The organism is Rhodococcus maanshanensis NBRC 100610, assembly GCF_001894865.1.
Taxonomy (GTDB): domain Bacteria; phylum Actinomycetota; class Actinomycetes; order Mycobacteriales; family Mycobacteriaceae; genus Rhodococcus_G; species Rhodococcus_G maanshanensis.
The window spans coordinates 43,910-66,465 of the sequence record NZ_BCXA01000015.1; the positions used below are offsets into that span (position 1 = coordinate 43,910).

Sequence of the window (22,556 nt, forward strand, 5' to 3'; positions counted from 1 at the left end):
TTCTCCACCAATCCCTTTGCTGTTACGTCGGTCAGATCATCGAACGGTGGATGCCCTGCGGCTCACCACCGAGCTGCGTTAGGGCCGACGAGTGGAAGATCGAGCCCGGCACGTGGATGGCGTGCGCGATGCCCGCGTGCGCGTCGCGGAAGAACCGCTGCATCGGGAACTTCCTGTGCAGGGCATTGCCGCCGGAGCGGGCGAAGATCTCGTCGACCGCGCGCACGGCACGCCATGCCGCGGCCGTCTGGGTCCGCCTGCCGATGGCTCGTGCCTCGAAGTCGACCTCCTTGCCCGCCTCGGTCATGTCCCAGAAGCGGTCGACGGTCTCGAGCAACGCCGCACGCGATGCCGCGATCTCGGCCGCCGCCTCACCGATGGCGTACAGCACGTACGGATCGTCCTTGATCTTCTGCCCGGTGATCGCGGTCCGATCCTTCTGGGCCGCGATGTGACAGGCCAGCGCACCCTCCGCGATGCCGACCACCGCGGAGGTGATGCCAAGCGGGAACATGCACGAGAACGGCATGTTGTAGAGGGTCTCGGTTCGTCCCGATGCCTTGACCGCGGTGCCGTCCATGACATCCGAGGCGAGCAGGGTGCGGTAGCCGGGGATGAAGGCGTCCCGGACGATCACGTCCTTCGAGCCGGTCCCGCGCAGGCCGATGACGTCCCACGAGTCCTCGACGATCTCGTAGTCGGACCGCGGCAGGATCACGTGCAGGGAGACCGGCGGCATCTGCGGCCTGCCGTCGGCGTCCCCGAGCATGGCGCCGAGGAACACCCACTGGCAGTGATCGGTGCCGGAGGAGAACGACCAGCGGCCGTTGAGGATGTAGCCGCCGTCGACCGGGGTGGCGACGCCCATCGGCGCGTAGGGCGAGGCGACCCAGGTGTCCTGGTCGGTTCCCCAGATCTCGTCCTGCACTCTGGGATCGGCGAAGGCGAGCTCCCAGGGGTGGACGCCGACGATGCCGGTGACCCAGCCCGTCGCGCCGTCCATCGCGGCGATGCTCATGACGGTTTCCGCGAACTCGCGGGGGTGCACCTCGAGGCCACCGTGCTGCTTCGGCTGCAGCATCCGGATCGCGCCGGACTCGCGCAGTCGCTTGGCGGCGGTATCCGACAGTCGCATGAGCTTGTCGCCCTCGGCGCCCTCCGCGCGGATCTCGTCGGCGTACTGCTCGATCCGTTCCTGAACCTGACCCATGGCTTCCTCGGCCCTCTCTGTGTGCCTGGCGGCGAGCCGCCTCCTGTAAGTGAACGTGGCAGCCTCAGGTCGAGGCGACGGGTGCGCTCTCGCTCAGTGAGAGCTCGTGTTCGGCGGCATACCGCGCGGCGAGGTACCCGAAGACCATCGATGGGCCGATGGTGGCGCCCGCGCCCGCGTATTCGTTTCCCATCACCGAGGCGGTCGTGTTGCCGGTGGCGTAGAGGCCCTCGATCGCGCTTCCGTCGCCGCGCAGCACGCGACTGTTCTCATCACAGACGAGGCCGCCCTTGGTGCCGAGATCGCCCGCCTCGCAGCGGATCGCGTAGAACGGCCCCTTGACGATCTCGTCCATGTTGGGGTTCGCCATGGTGGGATCGCCGTAGTATCGGTCGTAGGCGCTGTCGCCGCGGCCGAAGTCCTCGTCCTTGCCGCCGCGGGCGAAGCCGTTGAACCGTTCGATGGTCGCGACGAGCGCACCGGCGGGGACGCCGATCGCGGCGGCCAGCTCGGGCAGCGTGTCCGCCTTGTGGACCACACCGGATTCGTAGAACCCTTGCGGAAAAGGCATGTTCGGCAGCACCTGCGCGAACGGGTACCGGTTCTTCGCCTTGGTGTCCATGACGAACCAGGCCGGCACGTGACCGCCCTCGAGCTGGTCGTGCACGAAGTTCACGTACGGCGACGACTCGTTGGTGAAGCGTTCTCCCTGCGCATTGACGATCACCGACGGCGGGATACACCTCTCCGACACCAGCGGGATGACCGCACCCATCGGGTGGAACACCGACGGCATCCACCAGGCATCGTCCATGAGGTCGACGGCAGCGCCGAGCCCCTGACCGGCCCGGATGCCGTCGCCGGTGTTCTCCCTGGCCCCCGCGCTGACGTTCGCACGTCCGAGCTCGGGCAGGTACTGATCGCGCATCTGCTGGTTGTGGTCGAAGCCGCCGGTGGCCAGCAGCACACCGCGACCCGCGCGGATCCGGACGGTCTCACCCGCACGATCGGCGACCACGCCGACCACGACGCCGTCGGCGTCGGTCACCAACTCGGTCATCGAGGTGCGCAGCCAGAGCGGGACCCCGGCGTCCTTGAGCACCATCCGCAGGCGCGCCACCAGGGCGCGTCCACCGGTGGACATGTGTCGGCGCAGCACCATGTTCGACGCGACGCGCCAGGCGGCGACCATCGACGCCCTGCGGCCGGCCCAGGTGCGCTTGACCATCGCCAGGTCGTGGTAGTCCTTCGAGGTCACCCACAGGCCCAGCGGGCCCTTCATGCTGTTCGGACGCTGGAACTGCTCGTCCTCCTTCAGCTTTCGGGTGTCGAAGGGCTTGCACTCGATGGTGCGCCCGAGCGCGCTGCCGCCGTCCTCCTCCGGGTGGTAGTCGGAGTAACCCTTCACCCAGTACAGCTTCATGTGCGGACTGCGGTCCAGCAGCTGCATCAGCTTCGGACCGGCGTCCACGTACGCGTCGATCCGGGCCGCGGGCACCGTGCCCTTGGTGAGGGTGCGCAGGTATCGGCGGATGGCGTTCGGGTCGTCGCCCCCGTCCCTGCGGGTCAGTGTCGGGGCGTTCGGAATCCAGATGCCGCCGCCGGAGATCGCCGTCGAGCCGCCGAACTTCTTGCCCTTCTCGATGATCAGGGTGTCCAGCCCGAGGTCGGCCGCGGTGATGCCTGCGCTCATGCCGCCGCCGCCGCTCCCGACGATCAGGAAGTCGACGGTGGCATCCCAATCCTGCTCGTCTCCGGAGTCGTGCTCGCGGATCGACCCTTCCCCGGTCATCGGTTCGCCTCCTCACGGGTGAGGAACGCCAGCACCGCCGACGTCCACGCCTGCTTGGCCTCGATCATCGTCCAGTGACCGCAATTGGGGAACACGTGCAGCTCGGCATTCGGAATGTCGCGCATCGGGAGCATCGCCATGTCCACCGGGCTGACCCGATCGTCACGACCCCACGTGAGCAGCGTCGGTGCCGAGATCTTGTGCAGCTGCGCCCAGTACGGCGTCGCGCCGGAGGCCTTGGCGGCGGCGGTGTTCGCCGCGAACGCCCTGCTGCTGTACATCCGCGCGGCGATCTCCAGCGTCAGCGGCTCCGTGGCCAGCGCCCACCGCTCCTCGATCAGCTCCTCGGTGACGACCGCCGGGTCGTAGACCATCGAGTGCAGCCACCGGATCAGGCCCTCCCTGGTGGGATTGTCCGTGAACTCCATCAGGAGCTTGATGCCCTCGCCGGGGCTGGGCATCATGACGTTCTTACCCACGCCACCGATGGTCACCAGCTTGTTGACCCGCTCCGGCGCATGGATGGCGACGTTAGTCGCGACGATGCCGCCCATGGAATTGCCGATCATGTGCACCGGCTCCTCGATGCCGAGTGCGTCGAGGAATGTCCCGACCGACCCCATCGCCATCGCCATCGGGTGCCCGTCGCCCGGATCGCTGACGCCGAAGCCGGGGAACTCGAGCACGAGGCAGCGGAAGTGCTGCGCGAAATCCCCGAGCACACCGCGGTAGTTGCGCCACCCGGTGACGCCGGGGCCGGAGCCGTGCAGGAGGAGGAGCGGCGGTCCGTCGCCCGCCTCGTGGTAGCGCAACACGCCGAGGTCGGTGGAGACCTCCCGCATGGTGCCCTCGTGGGTGAGTTCGCTCGTCATGACTCCGCACGCTGCCGCAACCGCAGGCCACCCGCCCCGCCGATCCCGATGAGCGAGACCCCCGGTGGCACCGGGGGTCTCGCTGCCCGACTACTTGTCGGCCTCGGAGGTGAGGCAGACCGAGTTCAGGACGTGGTGGTAGGTCACCAGCCCGTAGACGTTCGGTGCATTGATGAGGGGGAAGGGCGACGGAATCCACTCGAAGGGGTTGACGAGCGCGCCGACGCCCCCGGAGGCCCCGGTCCAGGCAGCGGACATCGCGTTCATGGATTCGTCGAAGACGAGTTCCATCACCTGGCTGGTCAGTGCGTACGAGAAGTAGGCGGCGGTCAGCGAATCCCCGACCGTGAGCGTGCCGAGCGGTACCAGCTTGCTGAAGTCCTTCCCGGCAAAGACATTGTGGCCCAGCCCGATCAGGGCGTCGGTTGCTGCGCCACCGACCTTCGGGACCAATCCGAGGCCCATGGACAGGAACTTCTCGATCGAGGAGAAGTCGTCCGGGTGCGCGGGGATGAGGCCGGCGGGCACCATCGCGTTGCGCATGATCCACTCCAGCCTCGAGCGCTGATCCTCGATCTGCGCCCGGCGGGCGGGATCGACCTCGAGGGAGGTCAGGTGGCTCGTGGTCCGCGACAGCACCCGTGAGAGCGGCATGCCGGACACGGCCAGGCAGTCGGGACCGGCGATGTCGAGCTCGTTCGCCACGGCCTCGACGAAGGCGGGAGCCCGGAAGCCGTAGTCGAGTTCCCGGTCCGGTTGGCCGGCGCGGTCGGCGACCGCCTTGGTCGTCCAGACCACACAGCTCTTCTCGAGCTGGTCCCTGGCGGCCTCATAGATGGCCGTGAAGCCCTTCGCCCCCAGCCTCAGCGGGAGGCTGATGAGCGTCCCGGCGCTGACCGGCCCGACCGCGAACATGGACGGGATCATGCCGGCGACGATGTTCGCCGGGATGACGGCGGTGGTGTAGATGACCGCGTACGCCGTCTCGATCGCCTGACCGAGGGTGAGGTTCTCGGCGCGGATGACCGCGCCCTCCCGCCCGGCCTTGACGTTCATCAGCTGCGTGACGATGTACTGCGTGATCGGATCGCCGTACTTGTGGATCCCCGCCTCGTCGTCCGAGGAGTAGGCGGAGGCGGGGTTCGACACGCTGAGGGTGCTGATGCCAACCGACCTCAGTCGCGCCAACCCCTCCGCGCGGATGCCCTCGTAGTTGTCGAGGTACGGCTGGGGCAGGATCGGTTTCGAGGCCTGCAGGACCGCGTCGAAGACCGCGCTCATCGTCGCCCGATCGGATCCCACACAGACAGGGTCGTCCTGGCGAACGGTCTCGGCAGCGCGCGCAGGAGCGGCGAGAGCGAACTGCGAGAGGGGTCCACCCACCAGCGCCAGGCCCACCGCCGCCGCGGCTACCGCGGACCGAAACCCTTTTTGACGTGAAACCCGGCTCATGCTCGTTCCCGACTGATCGAAGTGGAGGACTGCGTGCGAATGCGTCGGCAGCCTGCTGCCTGCGACGATGCCGCTCGGCCGGACAATCACACCCATTCATGGACGATCGTTCAACTCGGGAGCCGGGGTGCTTCGCAACGTTTACGAAGGGTTCACGCACCGGTCAGTCGGCACGCCCGCCGACACGTGGACGCACGGAGCGCGGGTACCCGCCGAGCGGGCGGTCCGCCTAGGGCGTGTCTCCCAATCCCTCTCGGATGCTCCCGGCGAGACAATCGTCGTCCGGCAAGGCGGAGGAGAAGCCGATACCGGGGTTGTATCGGCGCCGACGACAACGCTGCAGGGCGGCGATTGGACGCCGGGGGCGCCGAAATGGGGATTGGGAGACATGCCCTAGATCCAGCCGGCACCCCGCACGGCCAGGAACCGCGTGCGCGCCTCGGGGGACCACGTCTCCGCCTGTTGGGTCGCCGTCGGCCGCGCGGCCCGGCGACCGCCGCCGAGCTCGGGGAACAGCGTCCGGGTGATCTCGCGGGCGGCGTCCGCCACGAGCGGTGCGAGCCGCTCCAGCGGCGCCGTCCGCGCATCCCCGCACAGCGAGAGCCCGGCCACGGGGCCCTCGTGCCCGCGGATGCCGACGCCGACGCAGGCCACCCCGCGCGCGGACTCGCCTCGTTCGAACGCCAGCCCGCGACGCTGCCTGATCCGGTTGAGTTCCTGATGCAGAACACCGAGATCCGAGATGGTCCGGTCGGTGCAGCGATTCATCGGGCCACCGAACAGCGCGTCGACCCGTTCGGGGACGAGCCAGGCGAGCATCGCCTTCCCGCTCGCCGTGGAATGTGCGGACACCCGGCCGCCGACGCGGGACGGGATCGACGAGGCGAGCCGGCCGCCGACCTTGTCGAGATAGACGGCCTCGTTGCCGTCCAGGACCGACAGATGCACGACCATCCCGGTCTGCAGGTGCAGCTCGTGCAGCAGCGGCGCCGCTGCCTCCCGGATCTCCGCGTTCCCGCCGTCGCCGCCACCGATCCCGAGCGCACGGCGACCCAGCCGGTACCCGAACGAGGCGTGCTCCACCCAGTTCAGCTTCACCAGCGAATCGAGGATCCGGTGCACCGTCGATCGGGGCAGCCGGGCGCGGCAGGCCACTTCCTCCAACGTCAACCGCGCCGCCCGCCCGTCGAACGCATCGAGGATCAGGGTCATACGTTCGACCATCGAGGGCGGCGCCTCACGGGCGTCATTGCGCACGACATGTTCCGTGACGACCGTCATGGGTCCTCCTCCGGTCCCGATCGGGGGGCCGCCCGATCACCGAAACTGAAATGAATTCTGAAACAGTAGCAAGCCGTCCCTGCCAGCGGGAGCCCCCCGCGAGAATTCGTTCGGTCCCGATCACCGGGAGAGCACCGCGGCGATCGGGACCACTGGGATATGAAAGGTGGCATGCAGATCGGGATCGTGACCCCAGTGCTGATCCAGCACCCAGCGGTACGGGCGGACTGGGAGGTCGGCGCAGGCATCGACGAGGTCGCCTCGATCGCCGAGGCGGCCGACCGGCTCGGCTACCACCACCTCACATGCAGCGAACACGTCGCGGTCCCGGCGCCGATCGCGGCCGAGCGCGGTGGCACCTACTGGGACCCCCTGGCCACCTTCGGCTTCCTGGCCGCGCGCACCCGTCGCATCCGGCTCGTCACCCAGGTGCTCGTCCTCGGCTACCACCATCCGCTCGAGATCGCCAAGCGCTACGGCACCCTCGACCGGATCAGCGGCGGACGCCTCACCCTCGGCCTCGGGGTCGGCAGCCTGCGGGAGGAGTTCGACCTGCTCGACGCCCCGTTCGAGGGCAGGGGCCCCCGCGCCGACGACGCCCTGCGCGCGCTGCGGGCCTGCCTGTCGCGGCCGCGGCCGGAGTACCACGGCGAGTTCTACGACTTCGCCGACGTCGTCGTCGAACCGCACGCCCAGCAGCCGCGGGTGCCGCTGTGGATCGGCGGCCGCACCGCTCGGTCGCTGCGACGCGCGATCGAGCTCGGCGACGGCTGGGTGCCGTTCGGGCTCAGCCTGCCCGACCTCGCCGACCTGCTGGCGAAGGCGCCGGTACCCGCCGACATGGAGGTGGTGCTGAGCGCGGGCCGCCCCCTCGACCCGACCGGCTCGCCCGACGCGGCGGCCCGGGCGCTGACCCGGCTACGCGATGCGGGCGCCACCATCGCCAGCGCCTCGATCGCCGCCACCGGCGCCGCCCACTACGGCGAGCAACTCGAGGCGCTCAAAGAGCTCGCGGCGCCGCTCGGCGTCGAGTTCTCCTGACCCGATCTCCCAACCACAGCACTCGACATGGAGGACCCACCATGACCGACACCGAAACCCTGCTGACCGGCCTCGCCGCCCGGGTTCAGCTGCTCGAGGACCAGCTCGCCCTGATGCGGATCATCAGCGCGTACGGGCCGGCGGTCGACAGCGGCGAGAGCGCGGCGGTCGCGGGGATGTGGACCGAGGACGGCGTCTACGACGTGGACACCGGTTGCCTGCGCGGGCACGGCGAGATCGAGGCCATGGTGCAGTCGAAGCCTCACCAGTCCTACATCCACGCCGGCAGCGGCCACCTCGTCGGCCCGCCGCACATCGACGTCGACGGCGACACCGCGGTGGCCACCTGCCATTCACAGCTGGTCCTGCACGACCAGGAAACCCGGACCTACCGGGTCGCCCGGATCACCGCGAACCGCTGGGAGTTCGCCCGCATCGACGGCGAGTGGAAGGTCACGCTGCGCACCAACCGAATCCTCGACGGCCGGGCGGAGGCGCGGGAGATCCTCGCAGCTGGCGTCAAGAACTGAAATACGCTCTAGCCTCGCGACCGCCGGGCGACGGCGCGGCGGTTTCGCGAGGACAGAGCCGGGCATACGCTGGACACACTCCAGCAACGTTCCTCAGCGCGTCGTCACGCCATCGACCGACGGAGGCCCGACATGCCAGGATCCACCGCCCCCCTCACCCGCAGGCGTGCGGCACGTCGGCGGGCCGGCCTCGCCGCCCTCGCCGTCGCGGCCGGACTCGCGGCCGCCTGCTCCTCCGACGACGGATCCGAGCATCACCCGAGCACCACCGTCGCGCCCGAGTCCGGGGCGCCGGTGATCGCCATCGAGGACTTCACCTACAAGACCCCACCGTCGGTGCGTGCGGGTGAAGAGGTCGTCGTGCGGAACGGCGCCGGACCGGAACACTCCGTCACCTCCGACACCGAGGGGCTGTTCGACACCCATGTCGACGGCAACGAGTCCGCCACCTTCACGGCGCCGACCACCCCGGGTGCGTACACGTTCCACTGCGTCTATCACCCCGAGATGTACAGCATCCTGATCGTCGAGTGAGACCCGCCCTCGGTCCGAAAGCCCCACGTCCGCAACGGGTGTCACGGCCGACTCTCGGTCACCGGGATCCGTCGACCCGAGCCCCCTCCCTCCAGGCGAGACTGGAACGAAATACCAATTTCGTGGGCAATGCGACCCAAAGGAGGACCCAGATGGGTGAATCAGTGAGCTTGGACGGCCGGACGGCCGTCATCACAGGCGCGGGCGCCGGACTCGGACGCGCGGAGGCCCTCGCCCTCGCCGCGGCCGGTGCTCGCGTCGTCGTCAACGACATGGGTCAGGCCGCGCACGACGTCGCGGACGAGATCAAGGCCGCGGGCGGAGAGGCGATCGCCGTCACCGGCGACGTGTCCGACTGGTCCCTCGGCGGGCGATTGGTCGCGGAGGCCGTCTCGAACTTCGGCTCGTTCGACATCCTCGTCAACAACGCGGGCATCCTGCGCGACAAGATGATCTTCAACCTGTCCGAATCCGATTGGGACGACGTCATCCGCGTGCACCTCAAGGGCCACGCCGCGACGTCGCACGCCGCCGCCGTGCACTGGCGCGCGGCCAGCAAGACCGCGGGAGGCCCGGTCTTCGGCCGCGTCATCAACACCTCCTCCGAGGCGTTCCTCTTCGGCGCTGCCGGTCAGCCGAACTACTCGGCCGCGAAGGCAGGCATCACCGCGCTGACGCTGTCCACCGCGCAGGGCCTGTCCCGCTACGGCGTCACCGCCAACGCGATCTGCCCGCGCGCCAGGACCGCGATGACCGCCGAGGCATTCGGCGAGGCCGCCGTTGCCGACGACCTCGATCCGCTCGCCCCCGAGCGCGTCGGCACCCTGGTCAGCTACCTGGCCTCCCCGGCCTCGCACGAGATCACCGGCCAGGTCTTCGTCGTCTACGGCAAGATGGTCGCACTCATGGCGTCCCCCAAGGTCGAGAACCGTTTCGACGCAAGCGGTTCCGCATTCACGGTCGACGAGCTGGACCAGCAACTGTCGTCGTACTTCACCGGCCGCGGCCAGTACGAGACCTACTCCGCGTACAGCGTCGCGGAACTGGAGAAGGCCGCACTGGCCGTCGACTGATCTGCCCACCACGAAGGAGCACGGCATGAGGCTTGCAGGCAAGGTCGCGATCGTCACCGGCGGTGCCGGTGGCATCGGCCGCGGCATCGTCCGGGCGTTCACCAAGGAGGGCGCACGGATCCTGTTCGTCGACATCGATGACGATGCCGGAAGGGCACTCGAGAACGAACTCGGCGGGGCCGGAAGGTTTTTGAATGCCGACATCTCCGAGGAGGAGAGCGCGGCCGCGATCGTCGCGGCCGCGATCGAGGTGTTCGGCAGGGTCGACGTCCTGGTCAACAACGCCCACGCCTCCCGTCAGGCGCCCCTGCTCGAGACCACCAAGGACATGCTCGACCTGTCCTTTGGCACCGGCTTCTACCCGACCTTCTGGCTGATGAAGGCCTGCCATCCGCAGCTCAAGGCGAACCAGGGCTCGGTGATCAACTTCGCCTCCGGTGCCGGGATCGAGGGCCAGCCGACGCAGGGCTCGTACGGCGCTGCCAAGGAGGCGATCCGGGCCATCAGCCGTGTCGCCGCCAACGAGTGGGCCCCCGACGACATCAACGTCAACGTCATCTCCCCGCTCGCCATGACCGAGGGCGTCCGGGCCTACATCGATGCGAACCCCGGCATCGAGGACGCGCTCCTCGCCAAGACCCCGCTGCACCGGTTCGGCGATCCCGAGTCGGACATCGGGCGGGTCGCGGTGTTCCTCGCCAGCGCGGACGCCGACTACATGACCGGCCAGACCCTCATGGTCGACGGCGGCAGCATCAAACTGCGCTGAACGCGCCTGTGCGCGAGTTGCACCCCGGTAGGGGTACAACTCGCGCACAGTTGTCTTGGGCCTCAGCAGGTCTGCCGGGTCTCGTCACCCGCGAGGAGCGCGTCGGTGAACTCCTGCGCATCGGACCGCGACGCCGCGACCGCGGCCCGGTGGTCCGCGCCGTCATAGGTCCGGTAGTCGAGCTCGGCGCCCTTCTCGCACAGCTGCTTCACCAGGACCTGCGAGGCGGCAGGTGTGACGAGGGCGTCCGCGGTGCCCTGCGCGAACAGCACCGGGACCTTGGGGTCGGCGTTCGAGGGCTCCTGCTCGGCGAGGTAGTCCGTCCACGGCCCGAGGTCCGCGCCCGGACGGATCACCGAATTCACCTGGATGTCACCGATGGCCGCTCGAACGTCGGCGATGCACCCGGTGCGGGCGGCCCGCATCAGCGGCTCTGCGGCCGGGGTCACGATCTCCGCCGGCACCACCGCCGGGTCCGCCGCCGCCGCACCGAGCAGGGTGATCGGCAGGAAGGACAGCACCGGGGCCACCGCCTGGCTGCCGCTCGCGACGTACTGCGGGGTCTGGCTCAGGCCGCTACCCGGCGCGACCGCGATCGCGCCGAGCAGGGTCAGTTCCGGCGCCCGGTCCACCGCCTGATCGGACGCGCTGATCGCCGCCGCGCCGCCCTGACTGTGCCCGCCGACAAACCACCTGTCGCCCACCGACGGGTCGAGATGCCTTGCTGCCCGGACGATGTCGGTCACTGCATTCGACTCGGAGGTCGCGTTCAGATACGTGTGATCCCCTGGGGTGCCCATGCCCTCGTAGTCGGTCTGGACCACCACGTAACCGTTCTCGACCCACTGGTCGAGGGTCGCACTGACCATGCCGACGTAGTCGTGCACGGCGCCGTCGACCGTGTCGCCCGACGGTGCGCAGGTGTCCGCGATACCGGTCGTCCCGTGGGCCCAACTGAGCACCGGCCAGCCGCCGTCGGGCGCGGTCCCCGACGGGATCGCCACCGTACCGGAGACGACGATCGGCTCACCCGCACCGTTCTGCGATGCGTAGGTGATCAGCTCGCTGCGGGCGGCGCTCGGCAGCACCGCCGCGTTGGCGAGGGGCGCCGAGGAGAGCACGTCGCCTGCGCGCGGCGACGAACCGGAATCCTCTCCCCCACCCGAGGAACACCCGGTCACGGCGATGGCGGTGACCGCCAGTGCACCTATCATTCGGAACGAAACAGCTGGACGAGGGTGACGCATGGCGGCCTCCGAGCATGCGGTGGAGCAGATCGCCCCAGATGTGATTTAAGAAGGGCCTCTTAGTACCGTGGCGCGCACACCCATGTCAACGAGTCGTCTCACTCTGGTGAGGGCCGCTGAGCAACTCGTGGCCGAGCGGGGCCTGCATGGTGTCCGCGCGAGCGAGGTCGTCAAGGCCGCCGGACACAAGAACAACTCGGCGGTCACCTACCACTTCGGATCGTGGGAGGGCCTGCTCGAGGCGGTGTGGCAGCTCCACACCGAGCCGGTCAACGAGGACCGCGCGGCCTTCATCGCGTCGGCGCGGGCGAGCGGCGACTTCACGCTGCCCACGATGGTCGAGGCTTACGTCGGCCCGCTCGTCGCCGAGCTGCGCAGGCAGCGGCCCAGCTACTGGGCGCGCTTCAGCGAACAGTGGCTGGCGGGCATCCGGCTCGATTTCTTCGCGCTCGACGACGCGGAGGCCGCCCGGCAACCGCACACGGACGCGGTCATGGTTGTGCACGGGCTGTTCACGGACATCGCGGGCGAGTTGACCCAGCTACCGGAGTCGATACGGCCGAGGAGGGTCGCGCTGATGGCACGGTTCGTGATCGGGGCCCTCGCGGCCTGGGAGCGCGAGCCAACGGCGGAGGCGGCACAGGATCTCGACTCCCTCGAGCCCGAGCTGATCCGAATGGCGGTCGCACTACTCGCGGCCGAGTGAGGCGCTGCGCGCCCGTGCGCGGTTGAGGAGTCCATGCACTCGTCAACCGCGCACGGGCGGCGGAGCCGCCTAGATCATCGCGCGGTGGATCCCCTGCGGCTCGCCGCCGAGCTGGGTGAGTGCCGAGGAGTGGAAGATCGAGCCCGGCACGTGGATCGCGTGGGCGATGCCGGCGTGTGCGTCCCGGAAGAAGCGCTGCATCGGGAACTTGTAGTGCAGCGCGCCTCCGCCCGAGCGCGCGAAGATCTCGTCCACCGCGCGCACCGCACGCCAGGCCGCCGCGGTCTGGGTACGACGCCCGATGGCACGCGCCTCGAAGTCGATCTCCTTGCCCGCCTCCGTCATGTCCCAGAACCGGTCGACGGTCTCGAGCAGGGCGGCGCGGGACGCGGCGATCTCGGCCGCGGCCTCGCCGATCGCGTAGAGGACGTACGGGTCCTCCTTGATCTTGGTCCCGGTGATCGCGACGCGGTCCTTCTGCGCGGCGATGTGGCAGGCCAGCGCGCCCTCGGCGATGCCGACGACCGCCGAGGTGATGCCGAGCGGGAACATGCAGGAGAACGGCATGTTGTACAGCGTCTCGGTGCGGCCCGCCTTCTTCACCGCGGTGCCGTCCATCACCTCCGAGGCCAGCATCGTGCGGTAGCTCGGGATGAAGGCGTCCTTGACGATCAGGTCCTTGGACCCGGTGCCGCGGAGTCCGATGACATCCCAGGAGTCGGCGACGATCTGGTAGTCCGACCGCGGCAGGATCACGTGCAGCGGTACCGGCGGCATCACCGGCGCGCCGTTCTCGTCGCCGAGCAGGGCGCCGAGGAACGCCCACTGGCAGTGATCGGTGCCCGAGGAGAACGACCAGCGACCGTTGAGGACATAGCCCCCGTCGACGGCCTTGGCGACGCCCATCGGCGCGTACGGTGACGCCACCCAGGTGTCCTGGTCCGCGCCCCAGATCTCTTCCTGCACCTTCGGGTCGGCGAAGGCCAGCTCCCACGGGTGGACGCCGACGATGCCGGTGACCCAGCCGGCGGCGCCGTCCATCGCGGCGATGCTCATGACCGTCTCGGCGAACTCACGCGGGTGGACCTCGAGCCCACCGTGCTGCTTCGGCTGCAGCATGCGGATCGCCCCCGACTCACGCAGCCGCTTCGCGGAGGTGTCGGTGAGCCGCATGAGCCGGTCGCCCTCCACACCCTCGGCGCGGATCTCCTCCGCGAACTGCTCGATCCGATCCTGGACCTGACCCATTGATTGCCTCCCACTGCCGTGGCGTCGGTAGCGCGCCGTCGTCAATCGAACACCATCGTGCACCCGGCCGGGCCGGTTCGGCGAGACGAACCCGTCGCCTGGGAAAGAACCTCCCTCGCCGCGAACTCAGCGCCCGCGATGATCGGTGATCGGGGTGCGCGGCCCGAACTTGGGCTTGACCGCCTGGCCGCTGACCTGGAGCAGCCGGACCACCCGATGCCGGTGCGGCCGGACCGATTCGAGGTACTCGACCATCTCCGCATCGTCCAGCGGGCGGCCGAGCAGAGACCACCCGACGATCGCGGACAGGTGGAAGTCGCCCACCGAGAGGGCGTCGGCGTCGCCGAGGGCCCGCTGGGCGACCTCCGCCGCCGTCCACTCCCCGATCCCAGGGACGACCCGGAGCCGGGCCGCCGCGTCCGGAGCCGACATCGCCGCGGACTCCTCGAGCCGGTTCGCCACCGCCGCCGCGGTGACGATGGCGCGGGAGCGGCGCGGATCCACGCCCGCCCGATGGAACTCCCACGACGGGATCCGGCGCCACACCTCGGCAGGGGGTGGCACCCGCATTCCGTCCGGTGCCGGGCCCGGCGCGGGTGCGCCGTAGCGGGTGACCAGCCGCCGCCAGGAGGCACGGGCCGCCACGGTGTGCACCCGCTGCTCCAGGATCGCGGGCACCAACGCCTCGAACACCCGGCCGGTGCGGGGGATCCGGAGCCCGGGGAAGCGCCGATGCGCCTCGGCCACCTTCGGGTGCTCGGGCGCGAAGCCGGCGGTGTCGTCGGCCTCACCGAGCAGGTCGGCCAGGGTGGTCTCGAACTCCGCCGCGCCGGGACCCCAGGCCCGGCAGGACACCGTTGTCGCGCCCGCCTGGGTCAGCCGATAGGTCACCGCGCCGGTCGGCATCAGCGACGTCCGCCAGAGCGCACCGTCGGCGGTGGTCCGGTGACAGGGGTCGTAGGGGCCGCGGCCGAGCGGGGCGAGCGTGCTGGCCAGCGCCAGCGGTCGGGCGCTGACCAGCGTCGTCTCCACCGCATCGGGATGTGCGGCCTGGGTGGTCATCCCCCGACGATAGGTCGCCTACTGCCGGCGGACTCGCGCGGCCTCACGACCCACCACCCGGCTATCGGGTGCCGAACACCTTCTCGAACTTGGCCGTGTCGCCCGCGGTCTGGATCTTGACGACCTTCCCGTCCCGGTAGGTCAGCACGTCGGCGGAGTCCCAGCTCTCCCCGCCCGCACTCACCTGGGTCAGGACCACGACCCTCTCCTCGTCGGCGAGAAAATGCTGGGGCGTGGTGGTCAGGGACTTCTCGGCCAACTTCGCCCACAACCCGCCGACCTCGACCTTGCCGTGATAGGTGCCGGAGACCGCGCTGTTGCCCGGCACGATCCACTCGAGGTCGTCCGCGAGGTCGGTCATCGCCGCCTCCGCGTCGCCGGCCGCGAACGCCGCGTACCCCTTCTTCGCGATCTCGATGTTCTGCTCACCTGACATGAGACACCTCCCGTGTCCTGTCGTTCTCCGATGAGACCGACAGGTCCAGTCAAGCAACGGGCACCCGGGGTGTACATGTCATCCGCCGATTGGTCCGGTCGATCAACCGCCGCCGGCCGGTCCCATCCGTCGTCGCTGCCTGGCGTTTGCCATGCTGACAGCGGCACGCGCCAGACGCGGGGCGCGGCGAGCGACCTGGAGTACGGCGCGGTCGATCGGGGTGAGCCCTCGCGCTTCCTGGCGAACAGCAATAGGACTGTGGTCGCCGTCGGCGAGCGCATACAGGGCCCAGCGGCCAGGAACGCCCTTGAGGTCACGCTCACCACGATCCTCGAACACCAGTCCCGATCCGACGACCAGATCCCGAACCGTCCTCGACACGAGCACCTCACCCGGGCCGGCGGCGGCACCTACGCGGGCACCGATGTGCACCGTCATCCCGGCCAGGTCCGTGCCGATGTGTTCGATCTCCCCTGTGTGTACACCGGCGCGAACCGCGATGCCCAGTTCCGCCGCGGACACGCAGATCGCCTGTGCGCAGCGGACCGCGGAACTCGGGCCGTCGAAGACGCTGAAGGTGCCGTCTCCCATGAGGCTGACGACCCGACCGCCCGAGTTCGCAACCTCCAGTCGGACCTGTCGCTCGTGCGCGGCCAGGAGTTCCCGGTAGCTCACGTCCCCGAGCCCGGACAACAACTCGGTCGAGCCCACGATGTCGGTGAAGACGACCGAGCCGAGAAACCGGTCGACGTCGGCGGGATGGCTGGCTCCGGTGACCATCTCCTCAAACTGGTCGAAGATGGGTATCGAGCCCTCGCCGATCGAGGCGCCCGGCCGCGTCGGCGGCAGCAGGTGAAAGCTCGCACCGGGTATGAGCTCGGCGACGTACCTCACGGCTCCCTCGGAGGCCGCATTGGCCGGGTTGCAGAGCACCCTGGTGGGCGCCTGGACCGAACGCAGCACCTCGCTGAGGTCGAGCCGCAACGCCCAGTCGAGAAAGGCGCTGGCGGCCGCCGGGGTGGCGGCGCAGCGTTCGATCATCGCCATCAGCCGCCGGTTGTGCGGCGACATCAGCGCCGGATCCCACATCTCCAGCGTCTGGCCGGTGCCCCAGTTGCGATACGCCTCCAGGTAACCGGCCACGAAGTGCTCGGCCTCGGCGGCCTCCCACCCGTGTAACTCTGCTGCGCCGCACAGCGGCCCCTGGGCGACGGGGTTGACGAGCACCAGCCCCGCGACGCGCGCGGGGGAACGTGCCGCGAGCAGGGCCAGCGGGCCGCAGGTGGTGACATACCCGATCAGCGTCGCCCGCCGCATGCCCGCCGCATCCATCACGGCGGCGATGTCGTCGGCCTGCTGCTCCACGGTCGGGACGTGGTCGACCTGATCCGAGAGCCCGAAACCCCTGCGCTGTACGTAAACGGTTCGCGCATAGGCGGCGACTCGCTCGAGGAGCGCGAGGATGTGGGGATCTGTCCACATCAGATCGAGATGCATCCCGATTTCGAGGAACGCCACGACGTTGTGCGGCGCGCCATCGACGACCTGGTAGGCCAGCGCGTGACCGTCACGATCGAGATACCGGACCCCCGGCGGCTCCATTCGAACAGTCTAGGACTCTTCGCGGCCGCGGGAACCCTCGTCGCCCTCACCCCGGTAGGACGCGGCCGACCGCCCGTGACCCGCCTCGCGGGTGATGTGATCGACCAGCGGCTGAGTCCGGTACTTCACCGGCGTCGTCAGCGCGAGCGTGGTCGTGGTGTGCGCGACGCCGTCGAGACCGAGGACGCTCTCGAGCACGTGCAGCAACTCCTCGTGCGAGGGCGCCGCGATGCGGATCAGCAGGTCTTCCCGGCCGGTCGTGGTGTGCACCTCCAGCACCTCGGGGACCCCGCGCAGGTCCTCGATGACGTCGTTGATGCGGCCCTGCTCCAGCTCGGCACCGACAAAGGCCTGCACCGGCAGCCCGAGGGTGGGCAGGTCTACCTCCGGGCGATACCCGGTGACCACCCCGGTCTCCTCCAGGCGCCGCATCCGGGAGGCGATGGTGTTCCTGGCGACGCCAAGTCGGGCGGCCAACTCCATCACCCCGGCGCGCGGATCCTCGGTGAGCAGTTTGAGCAGCGAGGCGTCGAGCCGATCGATGCTGATCACAATGTCGACCTCATTCCAGTGTCGTGGGTCACAACTGATCATATCCGTCAGCTCATTCAGTGGGTGTTGACGGTCCCGCCACCTGGGCAAATCATTGCTACACCCCATGCCCGATTAATGCGCGCAACGTGACCCGATGCGGCAAAGGAACGGTGGACCGCGATGACTGAACTGGCCGATCGTCCCGTCACCCCGACGGCGACGCTGCCCGCCCCGTACGACCTCGACGACCGCTACCGGTCCGGGTCGGGCCCGGTGCTGCTGACCGGCGTCCAGGCGATCGCGCGCCAGCTCGTCGAGCAGCACGTGCACGACATCCGCGCGGGCCGACGGGTCGCGACCTTCGTCTCCGGCTACCAGGGCAGCCCGCTCGGCGGCGTCGACAAGATGCTGCACGGGATGCCGCAGGTGCTCGCCGAGCACGACATCACCTTCGTGCCCGGCTTCAACGAGGAGCTCGCCGCCACCGCCGTCTGGGGCAGCCAGGCGGACCTGCCCGCCGGGCAGGCGACGCACGACGGCGTCATCGGTGTCTGGTACGGCAAGGGCCCCGGAGTCGATCGCGCCACCGATGCTCTGCGGCACGCGAACATGTACGGGGTGAATCCCAAGGGCGGGGTGCTGCTACTGGTCGGCGACGACCCCGCCTCCAAGTCCTCCACTGTCCCCGCGGTCAGCGAGCGGTCCCTCGCGGCGCTGGGGATCCCGGTGTTGTTCCCGCGCAACGCCGAAGAGATGATCACGATGGGCATGCACGGCGTCGCGCTGTCGCGCGCCTCCGGCTGTCTGGTCGCGCTGAAGGTCGTCGCGGATGTCGCCGACGGTGCCTGGACGGTCGACGGCAGGGTGTCGAACATCGACATCACCGTCCCCGAGATCGAATGGGAGGGTAAACCGTTCGTCTACAAGCAGCGCCCGATGGCGGTGCCGACGGACAGCGTCATCGCCGAGGCCGACCTGTACGGGCCCCGCTGGGAGGTGGTGCGCGCCTATGGCGCCGCGAACGATCTCGATGTGATCGAGGTCGACCCCACCGGCGCGACGATCGGCTTCGCGGCCACCGGCACCACCTTCGACTCCCTGCGCCAGGGCCTGCTCGACCTCGGCGTCGACGAGGCCGCGCTGCACGCCGCCGGGATCCGGCTACTGCGCATCGGCATGCCAACCCCGCTCGGCCCGCACAAGGTCAGGGAGTTCGCCGCCGGCCTCGAGCAGCTGATCGTGGTCGAGGACAAGACCGCCTTCATCGAGACGCAGATCCGCGAGATCCTCTACGGCAGCGAGCACACCCCGCAGATCCTCGGCAAGCGCGACGCCGCTGGGCGGCCGCTGATGCCCGTCGACGGTGAGCTGACCGCGGGCCGGCTGCTCGGCCCGCTGCGTCGGGTACTCAAGAACCGCGTCGAGCTGAAGAAGGCTCTGCCCCCGCAGCTCTCGCTCGAGGTGCTCTCGGCCACCCGTACCCCGTACTTCTGCAGCGGGTGCCCGCACAACCGCTCCACGGCACTGCCCGAGGGTTCGATCGGCGGCGGCGGCATCGGCTGCCACACCATGGTCACCATCTCCAATCGCGAGGACAGCGCCGTCACAGGGCTGACCCAGATGGGCGGCGAGGGCAGCCAGTGGATCGGCCAGGCCCCGTTCACCGACGTCAAGCACCTGTTCCAGAACGTCGGTGACGGCACCTTCTTCCACTCCGGCCAGCTCGCCGTGCAGGCCTGCGTCGCGGCGGGCGTGAACATCACCTACAAGCTGCTCTACAACGACGTCGTCGCCATGACCGGAGCCCAGGACGCCGAGGGTGCGCTGTCCGTCGCGAAGCTCACCCACAAGCTCACCACCGAGGGCGTCAAGCGGATCATCATCTGTGCCGACGATCCCAAGCGGCACAACAAGAGACAGCTCGCCAAGGGCACCAAGCTGTGGCACCGCGACCGCCTCGACGAGGCGCAGAAGGAGCTGCGCGAGGTCGAGGGCGTCACCGTGCTGATCTACGACCAGCACTGCGCCGCCGACGCCCGCCGCCAGCGCAAGCGCGGCACCCTGCCGACCCGCAACACCCGCGTGATCATCAACGAGGCCGTCTGCGAGGGTTGCGGCGACTGCGGCACCAAGAGCAACTGCCTGTCGGTGCAGCCGGTGGACACCGAGTTCGGCCGCAAGACCCGGATCGACCAGACCTCGTGCAACACCGACTACACCTGTCTGGACGGCGACTGCCCGTCGTTCGTCACGGTCGAGGTGGTGCCGGGTAAGAAGAAATCCGCCCGGGCCGAGCGCCCCGTGCCGCCGCTCGCGGCCGAACCGGATCTCGGCGAGCTGACCTCGACGCAGAACGTCTTCCTCGCGGGCATCGGCGGCACCGGCATCGTCACGGTCAACCAGGTGCTCGCCACCGCCGCGCTGCGCGCCGGCTACGAGGTCGAGTCCCTTGACCAGATCGGCCTCAGCCAGAAGGCCGGACCGGTGGTCTCGCACCTACGCTTCTCCCCTGGCGCGCTGGAGCCGTCGAACCGGCTGACGCCGGGCAGCGCCGACTGCATCGTCGCCTTCGACCTGCTCACCGCCACCGACAACAAGAACCTGGGCTACGGCAATGCGGCCGCCACCGTCGCGGTCGCCTCGACCAGCCAGACCCCCACCGGCGACATGGTCTACGACAAGTCCGTCCGGTACCCGGACGAGCAGGGGCTGCTCGACCGCCTCGGCTCGGCATCGAAGTCGCTCACCGCATTCGACGCGCTCGCCGCCGCGCAGGAGTTGTTCGGCAACACCGCCGCCGCGAACTTCCTGCTGATCGGCGCGGCCTTCCAGAGCGGTGGTCTGAGGCTGCCCGCCGAGGCCATCGAGGAGGCCATCGGCATCAACGGCATCGCGGTCGCCGCGAACATCGACGCCTTCCGCTGGGGTCGGATCGCCCTCGCCGATCCGGATGCGTTCGCCGCGGTCACCTCGCGGGTCACGCGCACCCCCGCCGTCGCACCGGCGCACCTGCTCGCCGACAGCACCTTCGACGGTGAGGTCCGCAGGCTGGTGGAGCTCCGCGCCGGCGAGCTGGTCGAGTTCCAGAACGCGAAGGTCGCGCGCCGGTACATCGACGCCGTGCAGTCCATCTGGACCGCGGAGCGCGCGGTCACCGACCGGATGGAGTTCAGCGAGGCCGTGGCCCGCGGGCTGTTCAAGTTCACCGCGTACAAGGACGAGTACGAGGTCGCGCGGATGCTGGTCGATCCCGCCTTCCTCGAGGACGTCGCGTCCCAGGTCCCCGGTGGCGAGAACCTCACCTACAAGCTGCACCCGCCCGCACTGCGGGCACTGGGCCGCAAGAAGAAGATCGGCCTCCGACCGAAGTCACATGTGGCACTGAAGATGCTGGCCAAGGGCAAGGTGCTCCGCGGGACCAAGCTCGACCCGTTCGGCTACGCCCATGTCCGCAAGGTCGAGCGCGAACTGCTGGCGCACTACACCGCGACGGTGCTGCGACTGGCGGACGAACTGGACTCGGGCAACTACGACAACGCCACCGAGATCGCCGCGCTGCCCGACGTCGTCCGCGGCTACGAGGAAGTCAAGCTCGGCAACGTCGAGCTCTACTGGGAGCGGCTGCGCGAGCTGGGGATCGAGCGGTAACAACGGAGTTCCGCTCCCGCGGAGGGCATCCGGTGGTCGTCTTCCCCGACCGACCACCGGATGCCCTCTCTCGCTCTCGGCGGCGCGAGTTCAGGACGGGATCGCCAGCAGTGTGGTCCCGGTTGCGACAAGCTTGCTGACCCCGTCGCGCACGGCACAGAGCTCCGCCGTGGTGAACACCTGCCGCTTGCCCGCCTTCACCACCGCAGCCCGCGCGACGAACTCGTCGCCGACGGCCGGGGAGAGGAAGTTCACCGAACACTGCGCGGCGAGCACCTGCCCGACCACTGTGGCCGCCGCGAAACCGCAAGCCGTGTCGATCATCCCGGCCACCACCGCGGCGTGGAGGAATCCGGAGTACTGCCCAGCTCCGCTCGCCATGGCAGCCGGAGCTCGGCCGTGCCGTCGCCTGCCGCGCTCACCACGAACCCCGCCCAGCGATTGAACGGGGCGGTCTCGTTGACGCCGCGGATCAGCGTCAACGAGTCGCTCACTTCGGGGTCACCGTCAGCCATCGGTCGCTGCCTTCCGTCTCAGGGCTGGAACACGATCCGTCCCACGGTGGTGCCGTCGCCGAGCCTGCCGATGCCGTCGGCCACCTCGGCGAGCGAGAGCCGCTCGCTGATCAGCGGCTTGATCGCCCCCTCGTCGGCGAGCCGGGTCAGCTCGACGTGGCAGTCGTCGATGGCCTGCTGGTTGTACGCCTTGTACAGGCCCCAGTGCAGCCCGATGATCGAGTAGTTCTTGATCAGTGCGTGGTTGAGGGCCGGCTGCGGAATGGTGCCACCCGCGAACCCGATCACGATGATCCGGCCCTCGAAGGCGATGCACTTGGTCGACTTCGTGTAGGCGTCGCCGCCGACCGGATCGAACACCACGTCTGCGCCGCGGCCGCCGGTGAAGTCCTTGACCACGGACACGATGTCCTCGGTGTGCCGGTCGATCACGAGGTCCGCGCCGAGCCTGCGGCAGTACTCGGCCTTCTCGGGCCCTCCGACCACCCCGATCACCGTGGCTCCCGCGGCCTTGCCCAGCTGCACGGCCGCGCTCCCCACCCCGCCCGCGGCGGCGTGGACGAGCAGGGTCTCGCCCGGCTGCAGCTGGGTGCGGCGGTGCAGCGCGAACCAGCCCGTCTGGTAGCCGATGCTCAGCGCGGACGCCTCGGCGTCGTCAAGGGAGGCGGGCGCGGGGAAGGTGTTCGCCTCCTCCATCACCGCCAGCTCCGCGAATCCGCCACCGGGCAGGCTCGGGTTGCCGATCACCCGGTCCCCGACCGTAAACGCGGTGACACCGTCGCCGACCGCGACCACCTCACCACACAGCTCGACGCCGGGGGTGAAGGGCAGCGGCGGCTTGATCTGGTACTCGCCACGACACAGCAGCACGTCGGGGAAGTTCGCGGGCGCCGCCAGCACCCGGACCATGAGCTGGCCCGGGCCGGGCGTGAGGTCGGCGATCTCCTCGAGCCTCAGTACGTCGCGGGGTTCGCCGAGTTCGTTGACGCGCCAAGCCTTCATGA

Annotated in this window: 21 protein-coding genes; 7 read left to right on the forward strand and 14 right to left on the reverse strand. The window is 69.4% G+C overall.

The window, feature by feature from the left end; translation table 11 throughout:
• Positions 1-31 precede the first annotated feature (31 nt).
• The 5 genes from RM1_RS08275 to RM1_RS08295 all read right to left on the reverse strand — a co-directional run bounded on the left by RM1_RS08275 (position 32) and on the right by RM1_RS08295 (position 6,607).
• Entirely contained in the window at positions 32-1,210 is a 1,179-nt protein-coding gene (locus tag RM1_RS08275; protein WP_072750848.1) for an acyl-CoA dehydrogenase family protein, read from the reverse strand.
• A 64-nt stretch (positions 1,211-1,274) separates the two neighbouring features.
• Positions 1,275-3,002, reverse strand: a complete 1,728-nt coding sequence (locus tag RM1_RS08280; protein ID WP_072750849.1) for an FAD-binding protein — start codon at positions 3,000-3,002, stop codon at positions 1,275-1,277.
• On the reverse strand, positions 2,999-3,874 hold the full coding sequence (locus tag RM1_RS08285) for an alpha/beta fold hydrolase (protein ID WP_072750850.1): 876 nt from the start codon (positions 3,872-3,874) through the stop codon (positions 2,999-3,001). The genes RM1_RS08280 and RM1_RS08285 overlap by 4 nt, the downstream gene beginning before the upstream one ends.
• A 90-nt stretch (positions 3,875-3,964) precedes the next feature.
• Complete coding sequence (locus tag RM1_RS08290) at positions 3,965-5,176, reverse strand: hypothetical protein (protein ID WP_072750851.1); 1,212 nt, start codon at positions 5,174-5,176, stop codon at positions 3,965-3,967.
• 543 nt (positions 5,177-5,719) lie between these two features.
• Positions 5,720-6,607: an IclR family transcriptional regulator gene (locus RM1_RS08295; RefSeq protein WP_072750852.1), complete on the reverse strand. Its 888-nt coding sequence runs from the start codon at positions 6,605-6,607 to the stop codon at positions 5,720-5,722.
• 171 nt (positions 6,608-6,778) lie between these two features.
• Between RM1_RS08295 and RM1_RS08300 the strand changes: the two genes are divergently transcribed.
• The 5 genes from RM1_RS08300 (at position 6,779) to RM1_RS08320 (ending at position 10,554) form a co-directional block, all read left to right on the forward strand.
• Positions 6,779-7,648, forward strand: coding sequence for an LLM class F420-dependent oxidoreductase (locus RM1_RS08300; protein WP_072750853.1), 870 nt, complete (start codon positions 6,779-6,781; stop codon positions 7,646-7,648).
• Between the two features lie 41 nt (positions 7,649-7,689).
• A complete protein-coding gene (locus tag RM1_RS08305; RefSeq protein ID WP_072750854.1) occupies positions 7,690-8,178 on the forward strand; it encodes a nuclear transport factor 2 family protein in 489 nt (162 codons plus the stop codon).
• 132 nt (positions 8,179-8,310) lie between these two features.
• On the forward strand, positions 8,311-8,712 hold the full coding sequence (locus tag RM1_RS08310) for a cupredoxin domain-containing protein (RefSeq protein ID WP_072750855.1): 402 nt from the start codon (positions 8,311-8,313) through the stop codon (positions 8,710-8,712).
• A gap of 152 nt (positions 8,713-8,864) precedes the next feature.
• A complete protein-coding gene (locus RM1_RS08315; protein ID WP_072750856.1) occupies positions 8,865-9,785 on the forward strand; it encodes a 3-oxoacyl-ACP reductase in 921 nt (306 codons plus the stop codon).
• Positions 9,786-9,810: 25 nt separating this feature from the next.
• Complete coding sequence (locus RM1_RS08320; protein ID WP_072750857.1) at positions 9,811-10,554, forward strand: SDR family NAD(P)-dependent oxidoreductase; 744 nt, start codon at positions 9,811-9,813, stop codon at positions 10,552-10,554.
• Between the two features lie 62 nt (positions 10,555-10,616).
• Here the strand turns inward: RM1_RS08320 and RM1_RS08325 are convergent, their stop codons facing one another.
• The gene (locus tag RM1_RS08325) at positions 10,617-11,768 is read right to left on the reverse strand and encodes an alpha/beta hydrolase family protein (RefSeq protein WP_092667920.1); all 1,152 of its coding nucleotides are present in this window, start codon (positions 11,766-11,768) and stop codon (positions 10,617-10,619) included.
• A gap of 139 nt (positions 11,769-11,907) precedes the next feature.
• Between RM1_RS08325 and RM1_RS08330 the strand changes: the two genes are divergently transcribed.
• Positions 11,908-12,507, forward strand: a complete 600-nt coding sequence (locus RM1_RS08330) for a TetR family transcriptional regulator (RefSeq protein WP_245816147.1) — start codon at positions 11,908-11,910, stop codon at positions 12,505-12,507.
• A 69-nt stretch (positions 12,508-12,576) separates the two neighbouring features.
• On the opposite strand, the gene RM1_RS08335 is transcribed toward RM1_RS08330, so the two are convergent.
• The 5 genes from RM1_RS08335 to RM1_RS08355 all read right to left on the reverse strand — a co-directional run bounded on the left by RM1_RS08335 (position 12,577) and on the right by RM1_RS08355 (position 17,407).
• Positions 12,577-13,755, reverse strand: coding sequence for an acyl-CoA dehydrogenase family protein (locus tag RM1_RS08335; RefSeq protein ID WP_027503589.1), 1,179 nt, complete (start codon positions 13,753-13,755; stop codon positions 12,577-12,579).
• A gap of 126 nt (positions 13,756-13,881) precedes the next feature.
• Positions 13,882-14,817: a DNA-3-methyladenine glycosylase family protein gene (locus RM1_RS08340; protein ID WP_072750860.1), complete on the reverse strand. Its 936-nt coding sequence runs from the start codon at positions 14,815-14,817 to the stop codon at positions 13,882-13,884.
• Between the two features lie 61 nt (positions 14,818-14,878).
• Complete coding sequence (locus tag RM1_RS08345; RefSeq protein ID WP_072750861.1) at positions 14,879-15,253, reverse strand: nuclear transport factor 2 family protein; 375 nt, start codon at positions 15,251-15,253, stop codon at positions 14,879-14,881.
• A 102-nt stretch (positions 15,254-15,355) separates the two neighbouring features.
• Complete coding sequence (locus RM1_RS08350; RefSeq protein WP_072750862.1) at positions 15,356-16,855, reverse strand: adenylate/guanylate cyclase domain-containing protein; 1,500 nt, start codon at positions 16,853-16,855, stop codon at positions 15,356-15,358.
• A gap of 9 nt (positions 16,856-16,864) precedes the next feature.
• A complete protein-coding gene (locus tag RM1_RS08355; protein WP_072750863.1) occupies positions 16,865-17,407 on the reverse strand; it encodes an Lrp/AsnC family transcriptional regulator in 543 nt (180 codons plus the stop codon).
• A gap of 162 nt (positions 17,408-17,569) precedes the next feature.
• On the opposite strand from RM1_RS08355, the gene RM1_RS08360 reads away from it, so the two are divergent.
• Complete coding sequence (locus tag RM1_RS08360) at positions 17,570-21,037, forward strand: indolepyruvate ferredoxin oxidoreductase family protein (protein ID WP_072750864.1); 3,468 nt, start codon at positions 17,570-17,572, stop codon at positions 21,035-21,037.
• Between the two features lie 90 nt (positions 21,038-21,127).
• Here RM1_RS08360 and RM1_RS26755 read toward each other — a convergent pair whose 3' ends face one another.
• From RM1_RS26755 to RM1_RS08370, 3 genes are read right to left on the reverse strand one after another with little or no spacing between them, the layout of a single operon-like run.
• On the reverse strand, positions 21,128-21,361 hold the full coding sequence (locus RM1_RS26755; RefSeq protein ID WP_245816148.1) for a PaaI family thioesterase: 234 nt from the start codon (positions 21,359-21,361) through the stop codon (positions 21,128-21,130).
• On the reverse strand, positions 21,358-21,552 hold the full coding sequence (locus RM1_RS26760; protein WP_245816149.1) for a hypothetical protein: 195 nt from the start codon (positions 21,550-21,552) through the stop codon (positions 21,358-21,360). The genes RM1_RS26755 and RM1_RS26760 overlap by 4 nt, the downstream gene beginning before the upstream one ends.
• Positions 21,553-21,570: 18 nt before the next feature.
• A complete protein-coding gene (locus RM1_RS08370; RefSeq protein WP_072750865.1) occupies positions 21,571-22,554 on the reverse strand; it encodes an NADPH:quinone oxidoreductase family protein in 984 nt (327 codons plus the stop codon).
• Positions 22,555-22,556: the final 2 nt, after the last annotated feature.

Coding starts and splice junctions, on each gene's coding strand:
- RM1_RS08275 (WP_072750848.1), bottom strand. CDS start 1,210: ATGGGTCAGGTTCAGGAACGGATCGAGCAGTACGCCGACGAGATCCGC.
- RM1_RS08280 (WP_072750849.1), bottom strand. CDS start 3,002: ATGACCGGGGAAGGGTCGATCCGCGAGCACGACTCCGGAGACGAGCAG.
- RM1_RS08285 (WP_072750850.1), bottom strand. CDS start 3,874: ATGACGAGCGAACTCACCCACGAGGGCACCATGCGGGAGGTCTCCACC.
- RM1_RS08295 (WP_072750852.1), bottom strand. CDS start 6,607: ATGACGGTCGTCACGGAACATGTCGTGCGCAATGACGCCCGTGAGGCG.
- RM1_RS08300 (WP_072750853.1), top strand. CDS start 6,779: ATGCAGATCGGGATCGTGACCCCAGTGCTGATCCAGCACCCAGCGGTA.
- RM1_RS08305 (WP_072750854.1), top strand. CDS start 7,690: ATGACCGACACCGAAACCCTGCTGACCGGCCTCGCCGCCCGGGTTCAG.
- RM1_RS08310 (WP_072750855.1), top strand. CDS start 8,311: ATGCCAGGATCCACCGCCCCCCTCACCCGCAGGCGTGCGGCACGTCGG.
- RM1_RS08315 (WP_072750856.1), top strand. CDS start 8,865: ATGGGTGAATCAGTGAGCTTGGACGGCCGGACGGCCGTCATCACAGGC.
- RM1_RS08320 (WP_072750857.1), top strand. CDS start 9,811: ATGAGGCTTGCAGGCAAGGTCGCGATCGTCACCGGCGGTGCCGGTGGC.
- RM1_RS08325 (WP_092667920.1), bottom strand. CDS start 11,768: ATGATAGGTGCACTGGCGGTCACCGCCATCGCCGTGACCGGGTGTTCC.
- RM1_RS08335 (WP_027503589.1), bottom strand. CDS start 13,755: ATGGGTCAGGTCCAGGATCGGATCGAGCAGTTCGCGGAGGAGATCCGC.
- RM1_RS08340 (WP_072750860.1), bottom strand. CDS start 14,817: ATGACCACCCAGGCCGCACATCCCGATGCGGTGGAGACGACGCTGGTC.
- RM1_RS08345 (WP_072750861.1), bottom strand. CDS start 15,253: ATGTCAGGTGAGCAGAACATCGAGATCGCGAAGAAGGGGTACGCGGCG.
- RM1_RS08350 (WP_072750862.1), bottom strand. CDS start 16,855: ATGGAGCCGCCGGGGGTCCGGTATCTCGATCGTGACGGTCACGCGCTG.
- RM1_RS08360 (WP_072750864.1), top strand. CDS start 17,570: ATGACTGAACTGGCCGATCGTCCCGTCACCCCGACGGCGACGCTGCCC.
- RM1_RS26755 (WP_245816148.1), bottom strand. CDS start 21,361: ATGATCGACACGGCTTGCGGTTTCGCGGCGGCCACAGTGGTCGGGCAG.
- RM1_RS26760 (WP_245816149.1), bottom strand. CDS start 21,552: ATGGCTGACGGTGACCCCGAAGTGAGCGACTCGTTGACGCTGATCCGC.
- RM1_RS08370 (WP_072750865.1), bottom strand. CDS start 22,554: ATGAAGGCTTGGCGCGTCAACGAACTCGGCGAACCCCGCGACGTACTG.